The following is a 15,139-nucleotide window of genomic DNA, read 5'->3' as shown; positions in this document are numbered from 1 at the left end:
TTGTCACCTCACAATATAGAGTAAGGTCTCTTCACCTTGTGCAAGATTATGCTTTTCGATACTGATTGCCCTCATGCCAATCATGTAAAAGAAAGGTTCTTCAAGATATAAAGCCTTATTAGAGATATTTTTAACTTTCCAGACTTCGGCGCTATACTTATAGCCCTGGTATGTTCTAAGTTTTGTTAATTCCAGCTCGTTAGTTTTGATTGTTTCATTATCCGCTTCTAAAACAGAATAACCTTTTACTTTTCCTGTTTTAGAAATTGACACGATAATGTTCCTTATCGCTTTTTCATAAGGCATAGATTTTTCTTCTTCATAGACTTTTTTCATCTCTGCTGATTTGTCAGTAAACTCTATCGTTTGTGATGGAATGTCTTTTGGATTTAAGATAATATTAATTGTCGTTTCATCTGGATCATTCAGCATAACGAACAATTCGGTTGGCACTTTTTCAATCAATTTAACAAATATATTTTTACCTCTGATATTCATGGATAAATCTTTGCTTGATTGAACCTCTTTAACCTGATACGGAAATCTAAGAAGGTTTATGTCTTTTATTGATACATTGATAAATTTGTTACCTATCAGCTCACGAAAATCTTTTTTTATAACTTTAGCATATATAGTTGATGCAACACTTATAATTAAAATCGTAGAAATTAATAATTTTCTCATTTTGCCCCCTTATTGTTTTGTTCAGGAGTTTTCTTTTCATTATCATCAAGTTTTGAAATACCAACGATATATAAATGACCATCCTCTATAAGCATTTTTAATTCATAGCCTTCTTTGATTTCTTTTTTCTTAAAGCCTATGTATTTCAAGCCCTTGCCTTTAACTCTGACAAGAGCGTATTTTCCACGGTAATCGTATTCAGCTCTTTCCCAGTCTGGGTAAAAAGCCTGGCTCATTCTGTTCTCTTTAACCGTTTTTCTTAATTCTTCGAGATCGGCAGTAACCTTGTTGTAAATTTCAGGATGCAAATATTGAGAAATTATGAATACATTATCATCTATTGTATCCTGAGTATAATTTGTTAGTGTCGCTATAATGTATCTCGCCCACATTTTAAAAAATGCCGGATTTGCCTCGTTTGATGCGTAATTTATGCTTTCTACTAATCTTGTAGGGGGAAGTTGAATTAACACTTTCCTGTGAGCGCTCACATACCCCAATAAAATCAATTGAAGAATATTTAACGCAAACAAACCTATTGCTACATAAGTCAGCAGATTTTTACTTTTTCTGATGTTTTCCCATTGTTCTACAAAGCTCATATTAATCCCCGAATTCTTTAATGTGATATGGCGGAATGTTTTTTATCTGGACAAGTCCAAGCTTATATCCGACATGAAATAAAAATCCTTTGTGCTTTTTCTTTTTGATTTTTTTAAATGTCTGCACAACCGTAAAGGCTATAACAAACCCTATAAATTGGTGGCGTATGAACATGCTCACAAAGATTATGACTATAAACAATATAAATTCATCTAACTCCCAGAACAAAATAACCGGTTGTGAGTCTAAATATTTCGGTATTCTGTAATCCTCATTGTTCATACGCCACCTCTTCGTTTATTAATGCCCAAAAGCAGTTCCACCTAAGTTGAAGAAGCTTTTTGCAATACCGCCAAGACCACCAATTACAAACGCAAGAACAATCGCCCATCCAAGAGTAGCAAGAGACTTTGTTGCAATTGAAATACCTACACCGATGATAAATGTTACAAGAGCCATTAAAAGACCCAAATTACCGCTTATCCAGTCAGAAATGGTAGAATATGAAGTTTCCCATGGATCTGATGTTTGTGCCATTACATCTGCGCTTGATAAAGCAATAACAAACGCAACAATTAAAACTGCCTGAACTCTGGGATCACATAAGGTTACGTATAACTTTGTTGCTAATTTTTTAAGTTTCTTTTTCATTGTCATTTCACCTCCTTTTTATCTTCAATGATAATTTCCACTCTCCTTGACTTTTCGGGTGTGGTTTTATAACAACACTTGCCTCTCCCCTCAGGTTTAACTGTCAACCCAGCCTTCCATAAGTGAAGAGCAACCTGATAAGCACGTTTTCTTGCCAGTTCATCGTTATACTTTTCTGTTCCAAACCAGTCAGTGTATCCGATGACTTTGATTATTTTGTTGGAATATTTTGATTTGAGAGTTTTGATGATTTGTTGAAGTTTTCTCTGTTCTTCAGGCTTTATGTTATATTTATCAAAATCAAAGTATATGTTTCCTATCACCCCCTTTCTTATTCCAGTTTTCAATGGTTTGTCTCGATTAATATTTGATTTCTTGTGACCTAAAATCGCAAAAGGATTTACTGATGGATAATTTAACTGTTCTTCACTGATAACAAACTGTCTGCTTTTGTTATTTATTGCCTCATGATATTTGTAATAATCAATATTCTTCTCAATAATCATAACTGGCATAACCGCACCTCAACTTTTATCATTTTTAAATATTGCCGATTTTATGGGATTTGTTTGTGGTATTTCAGAAAACCACTATTTTTTTGACAAAATTTTATTATTGTAAAAGCATGAAATGTAAAAAATGCGGTATCGATTACCTTGTTTTTAAGGCAATTATTGACAGGAACAAAAAAATGCTATCATTGCTGTATATCTGTCCGGAATGTATGGCTGTAAAAAGTGTTGATGTTCCGATGATTGAACATTTCGATTTTAGAGAAGATTATGAACCCAAAAAACATAAAGACAATATTATTAACTTTAACAATTATTTTAATCATCGTTAATATTTTTGATTATTTTCAGTTTTCAAGCGATGTTATCACCATTAATGGCAAAACATTTCATATTCAAATAGCTGATAATAACTATTTGAGACGCAAAGGACTGAGCAATGTGAGAAACTATCCATATGATGGCATGTTGTTTGTTTTTAAACAAAACAATATCTACATTTTTCAATCGATGGAAATGCAATTCCCGCTGGTGATTTGCTCACTGAAAAAAGTAGCGTCAAAAGAATTTTTGTTAAATGAATGTTTTGATTTTCCTATCAAAAGGCTAATTTCTGTTAAAGGCAAATATATTATCGAAATACCAAAAAACAAATTCTCTTTTTAAATTGATAGGCTACCATAGTGACTCTCATAACTTGCTTTATTGCGGCATTGCGGACATAAACGGAATTTTTTATCTTTAAACAAATATTCTTTCCCACAGCATATACATTTCTTTACTTCATAATTCTCACTATTTTCTAACAATTCGAATAATGTTTTAACATGAACGTCTGAAAACTTTGAATACAACAACATAAAATCTTCTATTCTGAGTTTAAGATTATTTTTACGAATAAAAAATAATATTTTCTTTCTGTCTCTCAACGTCAATTTTTTATCTTGCGTAGTTAAATTAACAACTTTTGTATAAATACCTTTTTTGATTAAATGTTTTCTAAGCGACGAATGATCAGGCGTAAAACCATCGTTCGCCACCTCAAAAAGTTTACACACCTGCCTTAAAGAAAGACCAAGTTTTAATAACTTTGAAGCATCTTCAAAAAAAGAATCAACAATATTTAGCGATTGCTTTTTTATTTCATCAGCAAGTGACTCGTAAAAAACGTTTATATCATATTTGTCTGAAAATATTTCCACAACATCTATAAAACTTTTATTTCTTTTTGTTATGAGAATGCTAGCTATTTTTATTTCTCTTGCATTAGGCTTCTTTTTAGTATGATTACAGTCATCATTTCCATAGTATTGCCTTATATAAGAACAGGATAACCCTGTCATTTCTGCAATGTATTTGTTTTTCAACCCCTTTTGTTTCAGGTATTGAACTACATCGCTGTATTTGAGCATAATACCCTACTCAAGATATTTTAATACATGCTCTTCAATTACTTCTTCATATTTCCTTACATCCTTGCTTAATTCAATATAATCAGCAATATCTTTCAAATCTACTTTAAATATAGGGAATACTGGAGGCTTTATTTCACTAAAAAGTGTTACATCCATTTTTATATTTTCATCAGCAAAACCCATTTTTTTCATATCAACTGAATATTTTAAACATTTTTTAATTAAATTCAGTATTTGAACATTTATTGTTATTATATCCCGAACAATTTCAGCATCATGTTTTTTAGTTTCAGGATCAAGACTTTTAATTTTTAAGAGGTTTTTAAATTCTGAATATTCCTTTTCTATTTGTTTAATCTTTTCATCTTTCTTTTTATTTTCGTTTAGCAATTGTTTTATTCTTTGCAGTTGCTCTGTTATTGTATTTTTTACATCATCAACGGCTTTTTCTTTAATAATGTTATATATTTCATATTGAACTTCTTTGGAATGAGTAGCCAGTTCATTTGCTGTATTTATGTTTATCTCTCCTTTATCAAGCATTGCCGCAAATTCTCGAATCAGGTTCTCTGCTATTTTTAAATATTTACTGATTTGTCTTTCTTTGTATTCGGTTTTTTGACTCAATTCTTTGATTCTTTCAGTTTTAGTTTTTTTGTTTGAAAGTTTAAATAGTTCATTCATTAGCTTTGCTCTTTGATATGGTGTTAAATGTCTTCTAACAAGATTATCTTCAATCAATGTTTTCAATTCTTCATCTTCATTTTTAAATTCTTTGATAATACACGGAATTTCCTCTATATTTAATTCTTTACAGGCTTTATATCTCTGATTTCCGCAAATTATTTTATAGTATCCATTTTTATCAGGGGTGACAATTAAAGGTTCTATAAGACCATTTTCAACAATACTTCTTTTTAATTCTTCAAAATCATATCCAACCATATCTTCAAAAAAATCTTTGTTTTTTGTATGTTGTTTTAATTTGTTTATTTCAATCATTTTTACATTCATAATAACCCCCTCTATTTTTTGCACTCAGTGGCAAACTTCCTTTTATTTCACTTTATTTCATTTTATTTCCTTTTATTAAAAAATACGAACATACTCTTTGGTGACAGGGTCAAATACGCTTATACTGCTTGCAAGTTTATAGTATCTCTTTGCAATCCAAAAACCTATCTGATACGGAAACCTGCCTCTGATTTTCAAATTTTTACCCAAAACTTTTTCGACATCAGGAAGTTTATTCTTAAGCAATTCTATTAATTCTCCAAGTTCAATATTTCTGACATTAACAATTATATCCAGTATCGAGTTTGAATATCTTACTTCAATATAACTCTTTGCCTCTGGTATCTTTCTATCTCCTCTTTTGTGAAAAAGTTTTTTCTCCCTACTTTGAAAACCCTTAGATCCCCTTTCGATACCAGGTTGTAAATTGTCTTTTCTCTTAACAATAGAAGTTTTGATGCTGTTTTCATATCGCATATCAGATTACCTCCATAATTGATCCATTTAACATTCTGCATTTATTACCTCCGGCAAAAAAGAGAGGGAGCAATCCCCTCTAAAAAGGCAAATCATCTTCATCAAAACTATCGTCTTCAATACTTTGGTCTGGAGTCATCCTGTCAGGCTTACTGAAAACAACTCGATAGTCCGGATGCTTCTCTTCTTTTTTGTTCTCGTTGGCAAATATTGCAATATTATGCTCCATTAATCCAATTTGAATAACGCCAGAAAAATATTTTTTATTATTACCATCCTTATCCGTATACTCCTTTAACCAAAGAGCTCCACAAGTATTCTGCTTGTATTCCTTCTTCCCATCATCACTAGCCACCTCTTCAGACATAACAATACGCCAATCTGGATGTGTATCTTTTTCCTTCTTTTCATTTTTAAACGCTGATATCCTTTTGCGACCAAGAATGCCAAGATTTACTTCACCAGTAAGAAAAGCATGTTTCTTGCCATCCTCACCTTTGTAATCTTTTTTCCATAATGCTCCAACTGTGCTAAGCATGACAAACCTCCTTTTTGTTGTTGTTTTGCTTCAAGATTTTTATGTCTCTCACTTTTTTAATAGCTTGCTCCAATGTTATTATCGCGTTCTCATATTGCTCATTATTAATCAGATCAATCGCCTGACATAATAGAATGCCAAGCCCCTGTCTTTTTTCTAAAATCACTTTTTCTCTTACGCTCATATGCGTCTCCTCTAATTCCATCTCCCACATTTTCCGCAACCATTACAAATATCCATATATGCGCCGCAAACCGGACAAAAAAACCTATTTATCGCCACTTCCATATAATCAAACTCAATCCCGCATTCCTGACATGTGAAATTCCTGCACCCTGCGTGTTTTCTTATACTTTTCTTATAATTCTTATCTTTTACCTGAATAATCATAACTACCTCCTGATTTTAATTAAAAAGGAACATCGTCCTCTTCAATTTCACCAACGACTTCGCCATCAAGTGTAACAATGGTATTTGCATTGATACGGTAGCCCAACAATTTTAGAGCTTCTTCAATATTGCCACTTCTGAACTGCTTCAGAACGTCAATAGTTTTGAAAAAATCAATTGTATCAAGAATTAACTCAATACGATTACTGAAAAATCCTGCCTCTTTAAGATAACTTTCCAGTTCTTCCCTCTGTTGCCTGGACAGGTTTGTTTCAAGTTCCTCGTTCAGTTTTTCATATAATTCTCTTGCTTCATTCTCTGTCAAAGAACGTTTGCCAGTCCTCTGATAAATAAATTCTACGGCTTTCTCTTTCTCTGTCTTTAAATCGATTCCGTATTTTCTGAACAAAAGTTCTCCTAACAATAGCTTGTAACTTACTTTGGATTTTTCTTTCAGTTTTTCAGGAGTTTTTATTTGCTTAGAGTTGTTTTCCGAAAGATCAGAAATATCTTCTATATCCTGAGTAAAAATATCTGATGCGGCAGTTCCGTTTAATACTGCTGCAATCAAAGCTCTCTTGGAAGCCATTTTCAGGATGGTGTTATCTATGTCATAAGGGTTTTGCTTTCTGTACTTTTTCTCACGGCTATTGCAACTACCTAGCCCGGAAGATACTCTATTGCCTGTATTGATGTGATAAAGAGTGCACTTGACTGTATAGGAAACAAAGTCTTTTTCATGAACAGATGAAATTACCTCATATTCAGGATCAAGCCTGAACGTAATCAAAAGCTTTTCTGCGCCCGCTTTGTACAGAGTTGGTTTATTGGTTCCCGGTATAATTCCGTAATGCTCACCTTCTTTCATGACTGTTTTCATAACTTCCTGAATTAAATTTACCTGATGTACAATATCCTGAGGAGTTAATACCGGCTTGTTTAAGCTTAATTGATTTTGAGCATTCTGCTTATTTTCTACAGTCTGTAGCGCTGTCCCCTGCATAAGATCCTCCTATTTTGATCCTTGAAAAATACTTTTTTGCAAAGACACAAATACTTCTTGCTTCCTTAACAAACCGCTCAAAACCAACATCATAATCAGCAAGCAACTCGCCAAGTTTCTGCATTCTATGTCTGAATTCATCATAAATAGCTCCTTCGGGATAAATAAACCTTTCCCTTAACCAGGCCATTAACCTGTGATATATTTCAAGTTTTTTATAGGTTTCTTGCATTCTTAAATCCCTCTTAATACAGCAAACTTTTCAGGAACTTTGAAAAATCGAACAAGCCTGTTGGTTCTCGCAAAATAACTGACTAACATTCCAAATTCAGTTTTACTGTAATACGCATGAGTATTGTTTCTATAATTGACTACAGAAAATTCCGTTTCAAAATAATCTCTACACCAGCCAGAACCATCTTCACGAGCAACGTGCTTTGAATTTACTCCTACATGCAAAGGCAAATTTTTAGCTTTAATCGTTTGAATAAAACCCACATAAAACTTATAAAAATCATAATCGATCTTAAGATTTGTTATTGATACACCCTGAAATAATCGACTGTTTTCAAAAATAAATTTTGCTATGGCCGTTCTATGATTACCATCGGCATCAACGTAGTAATTAGTCTTGTCTATTGAAATATATGATATTTCTGGAAGTTTTTTATCGACAGTATAGTAATAATCGGGATTTTGCTCATATAGCTGTATATTTGATGGCATTCTTTTTCCGACTTTTATAAATTCTCTCCATGTCAAACCTATGTAATCGGGGTGTTTTGTACCTATTACTGAGCCGATGTTTATTGAAGTGTCAGATATCCATTCACGACACACAACAAAAGGCTCATAATCTTTTTTGAAAACATCATACCAGTTTTTGATTTGTTTATCGGCAAATTCAAGTTTTGAATTGTTAACCTGTTCAATAAACTTGTTTGTTGCCATTCTGTACTCCTTTTTTGTTAAAATTCTTTCTGACGAATAAGCATAATTTCCTGCATTCGTTTTTAATTCTTTCAATATCTGCCTCGTTTAAGATAAGCATGTCTATTTTGTTTAACCTCTTAAAAAGCCCCCTTTCCGCTTCTTCATTGTCAGTCCAGTCGTATCTTTCTCCTATCCAGTGAATAGCTTTTTGAAAAATGTTCATCCGTTCATTCTGCCAAAAATTCACAGCCCACCTCACGCTTCAATTGCTACATTTGCAGGTTCTAATCTGCCATGTTCAAGCGTAAAAAATATCTTGCCGGTTCTGTGAGTCACTCTGTTTTTTGCAACATTTACTTCTAAAAAATCAGGTAAACTTTTGTCGTAGTAATTCGGACGGTATAAGAGCATAATACAGTCTAAATCCTGCTCAATTTGCCCACTATCTCTTAAATGTGACATCAAAGGACGTTTGTCTTTTAACTTTTCAACTTCTCTGTTTATTTGTATCATTACGACAATAGGAATATTCATCTCTATGGCCGCTTTCTTAAGATTCTTTGAAACTTCGGCCATTTTTTCATGCCTTGTCATATAAGATGGGTAGTTGCTAAGAGATATAAGCCCAAGATAATCAATAAAAACTATATCTATTTTGTTCTGTATTTTTAACTTTTTAATAGTCGATATAATTTCAAAATCAGTGCATACTTTTTTAGTTAAAATAAAATTTTGATTTACAAGCCAATCTTTTGCATCAAAAACTTTAAAAACATCTAAATTAGCGCTATCAAATTCTGTATAAGAGAAACCGGCTTTTTTAATTGACAAGAGCTTTGCAATATCTTTACCCTGCTGTTCAAAATTAAAATACAAAACCTTTTTTCCTTGCTCTAATGCCCTTAAAGCCAATTCTAACCCAAATTCTGTTTTTCCCATGTGTGTTCGACCTGCTATGCCGTAAATAAACCCGTTCTTTAAACCGCCAACAACTCTGTCAAAATTTTCTAAACCGGTTTGAACACCAATCTTTGTTTCATTGTCTACAAGCTCCTGCAATGCCGTCTCTATTTCATCTTCAATTTCCTTAATATCAACTACTAACTGCTTTGTTTCCTGTTCCTGCATATTTTCAAGCTTCAAAATTAAGTCTGACACTATATCCATTTCAGGAACTAACTGTCTGTCGATATGGGCAATGTATTTTTCTAAAAGATTTTTGACGCTTTTTAGTTGATAGAACGCTCTTAAAGACTCAACCGCTGAAATATACTCGTTTTCACTAAATGCCCCGTTTACGTTGTCAATTACGTTTTCTAGCTTTAATTTAATGATTACTGGCGCCATTGAAGATAGGCTTACAGTTTCTCCAGATTTAATTTTTTCGATGATTACTGATGCTAGTTTGTGATACTTGCCGGTAAAATACTCTTTTTTTAAATCCACTAGGTATAAAAATTCATTATTAACAAGCAAGCTATTGATTACATATTCTTGCATGGTTGAGTAATCGAATTCAAAATATTTCATGCTTTCCTCCTCTCAGGTTTATAGGGTTCAATTATGTATTTAACCTTTTTCTCGCCGTTGCTGGTATTTGCTTCTAACTGCTTGCTTCCGCCCCTATCTTGTTGTTTTGATAACCAGTTAAGGATAAATCTCTCGTAGTTCTTCTTCCGTTTGTGAGGATTAGCAAGCAACCATAGCCTCATACGTTTCAACTCAACCTTAACATTACACGCAGGGAACGCCTCGTTCCAGTCTGCTATATGCTTATCCGTTATGTTTTCCCACTCCTCAGTCTCAAAATTAAAGTTGATTTTTGGCTTTTTGTTAGCTATATTCGAATTACCTAATCCAGTCCCAATCTTTCGATGCTTATCGCCAGCGGGCGGGTCGGCGGGCTCGCTCGCAACTAATCCATCGCCAGCGGCGGCACGAGCGGAACTCTCTCTTTCTATCTTGCAGTCTACGCTATCAGACTCGTTTACCGTTGTATTCCTGTCTACGTTTTCAGTATCATTTTGAATTTCTAAAGAGGGTGTTTCAGGTTGATTTGCTTTTTGAGGTTGTTCTTGATTTTGTTTTTCAATTGAAGCTTGAGTTTCCGTTCCATTTTCTTCAGCACAGAACGATTCTTTATCGTTCGGTGCATATGTATTATTATTTTCTTTCTCTAAACTCTTATTCTCTATACTCTTATACTCTATGTTACTTTTTTGTTTCATTTTTGTTACATTATCGTTACATTTTGTTACATCTTCGTTACATTGTAACGCTTGGTTTTTGTTTGTTCTTTTCTCAGTTTCTAAAGAAGGTTTTGGATGAGATGACGGTAAACTTTCTTCGGCATCGAACGATCCGTTATCGTTCGGTGCAGTAGTATTTAAAGAATTATTATTTTCTTTGTTAGTAGTCTTTGTTAGTAGTCTATGGTATTGCTTTTCTATGATAGAAATTCGAGTTTCTAAGATAGAAATTCGAGTTTCTATAGCAGAAAATCGAATTTTCGTATCAGAAAATCGAATTTTCGTGGAAAGACTTTCGAATTTCTGTGATAGAAATTCGAGAAAATCAAGGTTTTGGAGATATTCTAAGAAAATGCTTTGAAAATCATACTTAAAATCTTCCAGATAATAACCGTATATCCAGAGATCAATAATCAGCTCTTTTAGATTCACCCTGTATTGTTTTGTTTTATCCCATGAATGTATAGGATTGTTGCGTTCTTCAAGATAATTTAATTCTATTAAAGTTTTTATATGACTTCTTATATTACTATCAGATAGCCCCAGCAGAATCTCTTGTGAAAGTTCACTCGATTTCTTATAAATCCAACCGTAATTTTTTTGCAGTTCAATATTTTTTCCTTCTTTTAAAAATCTTTCTCTTTCTTCTTCAATAAATTTATCAAAATCGTTACTTCTTTGCGTCCAAAATAAAAACTGATTTAAAATTAAAGCCTTAATATAGTCTCCAGTTAGTAAGACAAGCTCTTCTTTTATTACTCCTCTTTTGAGTTTCTCTGGTTTTTTAGTAGGAATTGTCATTTTTAATACCCCTTTTCACTTTAATTGTTTGATAATTCCTCTTCGATATCTAAAAGCAAAATATCTATTTCATTTTTAGGACGGTAAGAGTTAAGATTAGAATTAGAAGAACGGAGCATTTTCAGTATTTGTAAGTAATGTTCTTCCTTGATTACTTTGTCTCTAAATCTGATATTGACAAGTGTTTCAAGCTCTTTAATGGTAACTTCATACTTGGGATTGCGATATATTCTTAAAATGGCGTCGAGAGATTCTTTAACGGGTAAGCCAGACAGAATCGTTAATGGAGAAATTTTTAATATTTTGGCGATTTGTTCGATCTTACTTAAAGATATTCCCGTATAGCCTGACTCAACTTTTGATATATATCCTTTTGAGATACCTAATTTTTCAGCAAATTTTTCTGCTGTATAACCAAAAACATTTTTACGCCAAAACTGTATAGTCTTTCCTATTAATTTATCAATTTTTTTCATTTTTTTTAGTTCCTTTCTTCATTATTGAAATGCTTATGTTTTTGATTTCATTTGTTATAAAAACCCTTATTACTTTTGGTAATGTGTCTGAGTTTAAAATACTGTTGAGTATAAGAATTTTAACTATTCCAGATTTTGGAATTAATGTAGATGAGTGCAAGTATTCTATTATTTTGGCTGTTTCTTTATCTAATTTAATATTTCTCTTTATAGTTGATTCAGAAACCATAGTAACCTCCTTTTTTTAAATAAAATATCTTTTAAACGTAACTTGATATTTTATTAGTTATTTATTAATTATTAATTATGAGTTTGTCAGAAAAAAAAATTGAGAGACTAATAGGCAAAACTATACAGTTTTGGAGAAAGAATATTTTTGGATTAACAGGTGAGGAATTTGCCAAAAGATTAGGCACTTCACGTGTTTATGTTTCAAAAATAGAGTCGGGGACTGCTGGATTATCTTTCAAAAAAATAGAACAGATTGCAAAAGCTCTCAAAATTTCACCTCTCACTCTTTTAAGAGGACTGCCTGAAAAAGAAGCCCTCGATACTATTATGGAAATTTATCGTGATCCTAAATATAACGTTACTATAAAAGAACTTGAGGCTCTTATTGGAGCTAAATTCAGAGGAAAGCACATCACTAAAAAAGGTTATCTCCAACTGTTAGACCTCATCCGCTCCGGAGACTTCGCCATAGATTCCGAAAGCTATCGCCCCAGAGATATGGTTGATATCCTTCTTGATGAAATTGAAGAGGAAATTAACGGCAAAAAATAAACTGTAAATCTTTATAGTGGGGGATATATGTCTTTTATTCAATCTGCAAGTTTAACAACAAATCGGAAGATTATTACGGATTGTAAAGTAAAAGAAAAAATAATTTCTAATATTGTAGAGCGTTTTAGAGAAATTTCTAATATACCGTTCCCTCCTTACGACCCTTACAGTCTTGCCGAATGTTTGGGATATAAAATAACTTTTAATAAAAAACATGACATCCCTGAATTTGACGGATGCACTTTACCTTTTAGCAAAGTTATTTATCTGCACGACACAAATTACTACAGAAAAACATTCACCCTTGCTCACGAAATTTTTGAAGATACTCTAAATAGGAGATATATTGGCTTTGTTGAAAAAGATTTTAATTGGGCCGCCGCTGAATTTTTAATGCCCTCAGATGAATTCACAGATCAGGCTAAAGCATACGGCTTCAATCTATATCACCTGTATGATATTTACAATAATTGCTCCCCTTTAGCCATATCAATGAGACTGTTAAATCTTGGATTAATTGATACAGTTGTTGTCCAATACAACGGAAATGAACAACTATATGGCTGTGAATGTTATTCGCCTATCCAGGAGTTTGAAATTGGCAAAAACTATAAGATTATCTTTGGTGAAGATGATTTGCCTTTTTGATGTTAAATTATAAATTTAGGGGGTGGTTATGGATAAAAACAACATCAAAATTGGCTCTCAAGTAGCATTAACTTTTATATTTACCAACTCCTATTGCATAATCTCCAGTTTTCTGCAAACTCTCTTCACAAGATTTTCCTGATTTATCTTATCAGCCATACCTAACCCCTTCTTGAACCAGAATTAAAATTTACAAGCCTCTCCCAGTCAATCCTCCCATCCTTAAAACAAAAAATCTCAATAAACTCATTAGTAAACAAATTAAGTTTAGCATTATACTCTACCAAATATTCCTCATTCTTTTCTCTGGCCTGATAACCAAGTGGCTCAATAATATCAATATAAAGATTAGGCTCTCCTGAAATCAGCTCCCAAAAATCTTGCCCGCATATTTTTAAATAACCCCCTTTATCTACAGTTACACGTCCATAACAACATCCATTTACACATACTATCTCCTCATTTACTCGCCCTCTAAGACGTATTTTAGCATTTTTAAAATCTTGCTCCATTTTCTTAATTTGACTGCTATTTCCCCAATTAGGCCCTGACTTGATAGACACAAGATACCTTTTTCCATCTCTTACAAATTCCAGGTCTATACCAAGAGCAGTCGACTTCATCCCGCCATAAACTTTATAGCACACAAATATAGCCAGATCTTCAAGCCAGTCACCAAACATTGTCTCTTCTTGTGAGGATATAAAAGCGTCCACAATCCCTTTAACAATTTCACTGGCACTTTCAAAATTTTTCACTTTAAAAAGATAAGGATTTTTCTTTCTCAATATCTCTTTAAGCTTTAATTTCCTTAATCTCGCAAGCTTCTTACCGTGAAACTTGCCTATATTCTCTGCAACATAAACCCTAATCTCATCCAACAACGACATTCAAAATCTCCTCATCTTTTCTAATCTCTTCAAGTCTCTGCTTTGTCAAATCTATATACTCTTCTTTTATATCAATCCCTATACAATTCCTGCCAAGATTGTAAGCTGCCACACATGTAGTCCCCGAACCAACAAAAGGATCGAGCACCAAATCATCCTTTTCAGTAAACAGTTTAATAAACCATTCCGGTAGTTTTACAGGAAAAACAGCACTGTGCCCCCTGTATCCGCATTCTGTGGCCATATGCAACACATTAGTAGGATAAACCAAATCTTTACCCAGCCAATTCGCAATATTTTTACCAAACCCGCTGCCAGACCTCGAATTAAATCTCACCACATCATTCTTGCCAAGATGTTTTAACCTTGTATTAGCCCAATCACCTATAGGCTCTTTCACCTCATCCTGAAACATTTTAAACTTTTTCTGTTTTGTAAAATGCAGTAATCTTTCCCATGCATCTCTAAACCTGTTTGGCCATTTACCCGGATAACAGTTCTTTTTATGCCAGATATACTCTTCCGTCCATAACCAGCCCTGTTTTCTTAAAGCAATAATCAACTCAAGCACATAAGTATGCCTTTCACCGTTTACAACTCTTTCTTTAATATTCAACACAAAAGAACCCGTAGGTTTTAACACTCTCAAAAACTGCTCCGCACGTGGCAAAAACCACTCAACATATTTATCCGGATGTATCCCGCCATATACATTTTTCCGTCTATCAGCATAAGGTGGTGAAGTAAAAATCAAATCAACAGAATTATCAGGGATATTTTGAAGCACATCAAGACAATCTCCGCAGTAAAGCTCAATATTGCACATTAATTCACCTCTCAAGTTACATATAATAATGCCTTATCTTCTTAAAATATTCAACCGTTTTTCACTTTCTTTTTACGGAATTTACCCTCATCATACCCGAGAATCAACCTTCTTTACTATTCTTCGTTCAGTGACCATATCAGATTCCATCACACCGTCTACTTTTTTAGTTTTCTTCCCGCGAACATCTCTATAGCCATCATGGATGGCGTCTTGCCGCCACAGGCGAAAAGAACACTTTTAATT

The 15,139-nt window shown here is 33.2% G+C and carries 26 protein-coding genes; 4 read left to right on the top strand and 22 right to left on the bottom strand.

Annotation, left to right across the window (positions count from 1 at the left end; all coding sequences use genetic code 11):
• Nucleotides 1-3 precede the first annotated feature (3 nt).
• From FHQ18_RS09310 to FHQ18_RS09290, 5 genes are read right to left on the bottom strand one after another with little or no spacing between them, the layout of a single operon-like run.
• Nucleotides 4-684: a TraK domain-containing protein gene (locus tag FHQ18_RS09310; RefSeq protein WP_149266907.1), complete on the bottom strand. Its 681-nt coding sequence runs from the start codon at nucleotides 682-684 to the stop codon at nucleotides 4-6.
• Nucleotides 681-1,286 (bottom strand): TraE/TraK family type IV conjugative transfer system protein, encoded by a 606-nt coding sequence (locus FHQ18_RS09305; protein WP_149266906.1) that lies wholly within the window; start codon nucleotides 1,284-1,286, stop codon nucleotides 681-683. The genes FHQ18_RS09310 and FHQ18_RS09305 overlap by 4 nt, the downstream gene beginning before the upstream one ends.
• 1 nt (nucleotide 1,287) lies before the next feature.
• Nucleotides 1,288-1,569 carry a type IV conjugative transfer system protein TraL gene (gene traL, locus FHQ18_RS09300; RefSeq protein WP_149266905.1) on the bottom strand — a complete coding sequence of 94 codons (282 nt, stop codon included), beginning with the start codon at nucleotides 1,567-1,569 and terminating at the stop codon, nucleotides 1,288-1,290.
• 18 nt (nucleotides 1,570-1,587) lie between these two features.
• Complete coding sequence (locus tag FHQ18_RS09295; protein WP_188020386.1) at nucleotides 1,588-1,938, bottom strand: TrbC/VirB2 family protein; 351 nt, start codon at nucleotides 1,936-1,938, stop codon at nucleotides 1,588-1,590.
• A gap of 2 nt (nucleotides 1,939-1,940) precedes the next feature.
• Nucleotides 1,941-2,453, bottom strand: a complete 513-nt coding sequence (locus tag FHQ18_RS09290; protein WP_149266903.1) for an OmpA family protein — start codon at nucleotides 2,451-2,453, stop codon at nucleotides 1,941-1,943.
• Between the two features lie 110 nt (nucleotides 2,454-2,563).
• Here FHQ18_RS09290 and FHQ18_RS12650 point away from each other — a divergent pair, with 110 nt between their 5' ends.
• Together FHQ18_RS12650 and FHQ18_RS09285 are read left to right on the top strand one after the other, a co-directional pair.
• Nucleotides 2,564-2,782 carry a hypothetical protein gene (locus FHQ18_RS12650; RefSeq protein WP_188020385.1) on the top strand — a complete coding sequence of 73 codons (219 nt, stop codon included), beginning with the start codon at nucleotides 2,564-2,566 and terminating at the stop codon, nucleotides 2,780-2,782.
• Entirely contained in the window at nucleotides 2,721-3,116 is a 396-nt protein-coding gene (locus FHQ18_RS09285) for a DUF192 domain-containing protein (RefSeq protein ID WP_149266902.1), read from the top strand. The genes FHQ18_RS12650 and FHQ18_RS09285 overlap by 62 nt, the downstream gene beginning before the upstream one ends.
• Here the strand turns inward: FHQ18_RS09285 and FHQ18_RS09280 are convergent.
• The 15 genes from FHQ18_RS09280 to FHQ18_RS09215 form a co-directional block, all read right to left on the bottom strand.
• Nucleotides 3,113-3,862, bottom strand: a complete 750-nt coding sequence (locus FHQ18_RS09280; RefSeq protein WP_149266901.1) for a hypothetical protein — start codon at nucleotides 3,860-3,862, stop codon at nucleotides 3,113-3,115. The two genes, FHQ18_RS09285 and FHQ18_RS09280, sit on opposite strands and share 4 nt — an antisense overlap.
• Nucleotides 3,863-3,868: 6 nt before the next feature.
• Nucleotides 3,869-4,879 carry a ParB/RepB/Spo0J family partition protein gene (locus FHQ18_RS09275; RefSeq protein ID WP_149266900.1) on the bottom strand — a complete coding sequence of 337 codons (1,011 nt, stop codon included), beginning with the start codon at nucleotides 4,877-4,879 and terminating at the stop codon, nucleotides 3,869-3,871.
• Between the two features lie 75 nt (nucleotides 4,880-4,954).
• Nucleotides 4,955-5,125, bottom strand: a complete 171-nt coding sequence (locus FHQ18_RS12985) for a hypothetical protein (protein WP_188020384.1) — start codon at nucleotides 5,123-5,125, stop codon at nucleotides 4,955-4,957.
• A 68-nt stretch (nucleotides 5,126-5,193) separates the two neighbouring features.
• Nucleotides 5,194-5,349, bottom strand: a complete 156-nt coding sequence (locus tag FHQ18_RS12980; RefSeq protein ID WP_425457904.1) for a helix-turn-helix domain-containing protein — start codon at nucleotides 5,347-5,349, stop codon at nucleotides 5,194-5,196.
• An 86-nt stretch (nucleotides 5,350-5,435) separates the two neighbouring features.
• On the bottom strand, nucleotides 5,436-5,894 hold the full coding sequence (locus FHQ18_RS09265) for a hypothetical protein (protein ID WP_149266898.1): 459 nt from the start codon (nucleotides 5,892-5,894) through the stop codon (nucleotides 5,436-5,438).
• Nucleotides 5,887-6,078 carry a hypothetical protein gene (locus FHQ18_RS09260; RefSeq protein WP_149266897.1) on the bottom strand — a complete coding sequence of 64 codons (192 nt, stop codon included), beginning with the start codon at nucleotides 6,076-6,078 and terminating at the stop codon, nucleotides 5,887-5,889. The genes FHQ18_RS09265 and FHQ18_RS09260 overlap by 8 nt, the downstream gene beginning before the upstream one ends.
• Nucleotides 6,079-6,089: 11 nt before the next feature.
• Nucleotides 6,090-6,284, bottom strand: coding sequence for a hypothetical protein (locus FHQ18_RS09255; protein WP_149266896.1), 195 nt, complete (start codon nucleotides 6,282-6,284; stop codon nucleotides 6,090-6,092).
• A gap of 19 nt (nucleotides 6,285-6,303) precedes the next feature.
• The gene (locus FHQ18_RS09250) at nucleotides 6,304-7,287 is read right to left on the bottom strand and encodes a hypothetical protein (RefSeq protein ID WP_149266895.1); all 984 of its coding nucleotides are present in this window, start codon (nucleotides 7,285-7,287) and stop codon (nucleotides 6,304-6,306) included.
• Nucleotides 7,253-7,519 carry a hypothetical protein gene (locus FHQ18_RS09245; RefSeq protein ID WP_149266894.1) on the bottom strand — a complete coding sequence of 89 codons (267 nt, stop codon included), beginning with the start codon at nucleotides 7,517-7,519 and terminating at the stop codon, nucleotides 7,253-7,255. Before FHQ18_RS09245 ends, FHQ18_RS09250 begins: the two co-directional genes overlap by 35 nt.
• A 2-nt stretch (nucleotides 7,520-7,521) precedes the next feature.
• Nucleotides 7,522-8,238: a hypothetical protein gene (locus tag FHQ18_RS09240; RefSeq protein ID WP_149266893.1), complete on the bottom strand. Its 717-nt coding sequence runs from the start codon at nucleotides 8,236-8,238 to the stop codon at nucleotides 7,522-7,524.
• Nucleotides 8,216-8,467 carry a hypothetical protein gene (locus FHQ18_RS09235; protein WP_149266892.1) on the bottom strand — a complete coding sequence of 84 codons (252 nt, stop codon included), beginning with the start codon at nucleotides 8,465-8,467 and terminating at the stop codon, nucleotides 8,216-8,218. The genes FHQ18_RS09240 and FHQ18_RS09235 overlap by 23 nt, the downstream gene beginning before the upstream one ends.
• A gap of 8 nt (nucleotides 8,468-8,475) precedes the next feature.
• Nucleotides 8,476-9,750, bottom strand: coding sequence for a DnaB-like helicase C-terminal domain-containing protein (locus FHQ18_RS09230; RefSeq protein WP_149266891.1), 1,275 nt, complete (start codon nucleotides 9,748-9,750; stop codon nucleotides 8,476-8,478).
• Nucleotides 9,747-11,270, bottom strand: a complete 1,524-nt coding sequence (locus tag FHQ18_RS09225) for a helix-turn-helix domain-containing protein (protein WP_149266890.1) — start codon at nucleotides 11,268-11,270, stop codon at nucleotides 9,747-9,749. The genes FHQ18_RS09230 and FHQ18_RS09225 overlap by 4 nt, the downstream gene beginning before the upstream one ends.
• 20 nt (nucleotides 11,271-11,290) lie before the next feature.
• On the bottom strand, nucleotides 11,291-11,746 hold the full coding sequence (locus tag FHQ18_RS09220; protein ID WP_149266889.1) for a helix-turn-helix domain-containing protein: 456 nt from the start codon (nucleotides 11,744-11,746) through the stop codon (nucleotides 11,291-11,293).
• Nucleotides 11,733-11,975 (bottom strand): hypothetical protein, encoded by a 243-nt coding sequence (locus FHQ18_RS09215; RefSeq protein ID WP_149266888.1) that lies wholly within the window; start codon nucleotides 11,973-11,975, stop codon nucleotides 11,733-11,735. The genes FHQ18_RS09220 and FHQ18_RS09215 overlap by 14 nt, the downstream gene beginning before the upstream one ends.
• Before the next feature lie 77 nt (nucleotides 11,976-12,052).
• Between FHQ18_RS09215 and FHQ18_RS09210 the strand changes: the two genes are divergently transcribed.
• Nucleotides 12,053-12,529 (top strand): helix-turn-helix domain-containing protein, encoded by a 477-nt coding sequence (locus tag FHQ18_RS09210; RefSeq protein ID WP_149266887.1) that lies wholly within the window; start codon nucleotides 12,053-12,055, stop codon nucleotides 12,527-12,529.
• 27 nt (nucleotides 12,530-12,556) lie between these two features.
• Nucleotides 12,557-13,177, top strand: a complete 621-nt coding sequence (locus FHQ18_RS09205) for an ImmA/IrrE family metallo-endopeptidase (RefSeq protein ID WP_149266886.1) — start codon at nucleotides 12,557-12,559, stop codon at nucleotides 13,175-13,177.
• 161 nt (nucleotides 13,178-13,338) lie between these two features.
• Here FHQ18_RS09205 and FHQ18_RS09200 read toward each other — a convergent pair whose 3' ends face one another.
• Nucleotides 13,339-14,067, bottom strand: a complete 729-nt coding sequence (locus FHQ18_RS09200) for a PmeII family type II restriction endonuclease (protein WP_149266885.1) — start codon at nucleotides 14,065-14,067, stop codon at nucleotides 13,339-13,341.
• Nucleotides 14,051-14,893: a DNA-methyltransferase gene (locus FHQ18_RS09195; RefSeq protein ID WP_149266884.1), complete on the bottom strand. Its 843-nt coding sequence runs from the start codon at nucleotides 14,891-14,893 to the stop codon at nucleotides 14,051-14,053. The genes FHQ18_RS09200 and FHQ18_RS09195 overlap by 17 nt, the downstream gene beginning before the upstream one ends.
• Nucleotides 14,894-15,139 lie beyond the last annotated feature (246 nt).

The organism is Deferribacter autotrophicus (assembly GCF_008362905.1).
Taxonomy (GTDB): domain Bacteria; phylum Chrysiogenota; class Deferribacteres; order Deferribacterales; family Deferribacteraceae; genus Deferribacter; species Deferribacter autotrophicus.
The sequence above is the reverse complement of the archived record's forward strand: the minus strand, read 5'-3'. Positions and strand labels throughout refer to the sequence as shown.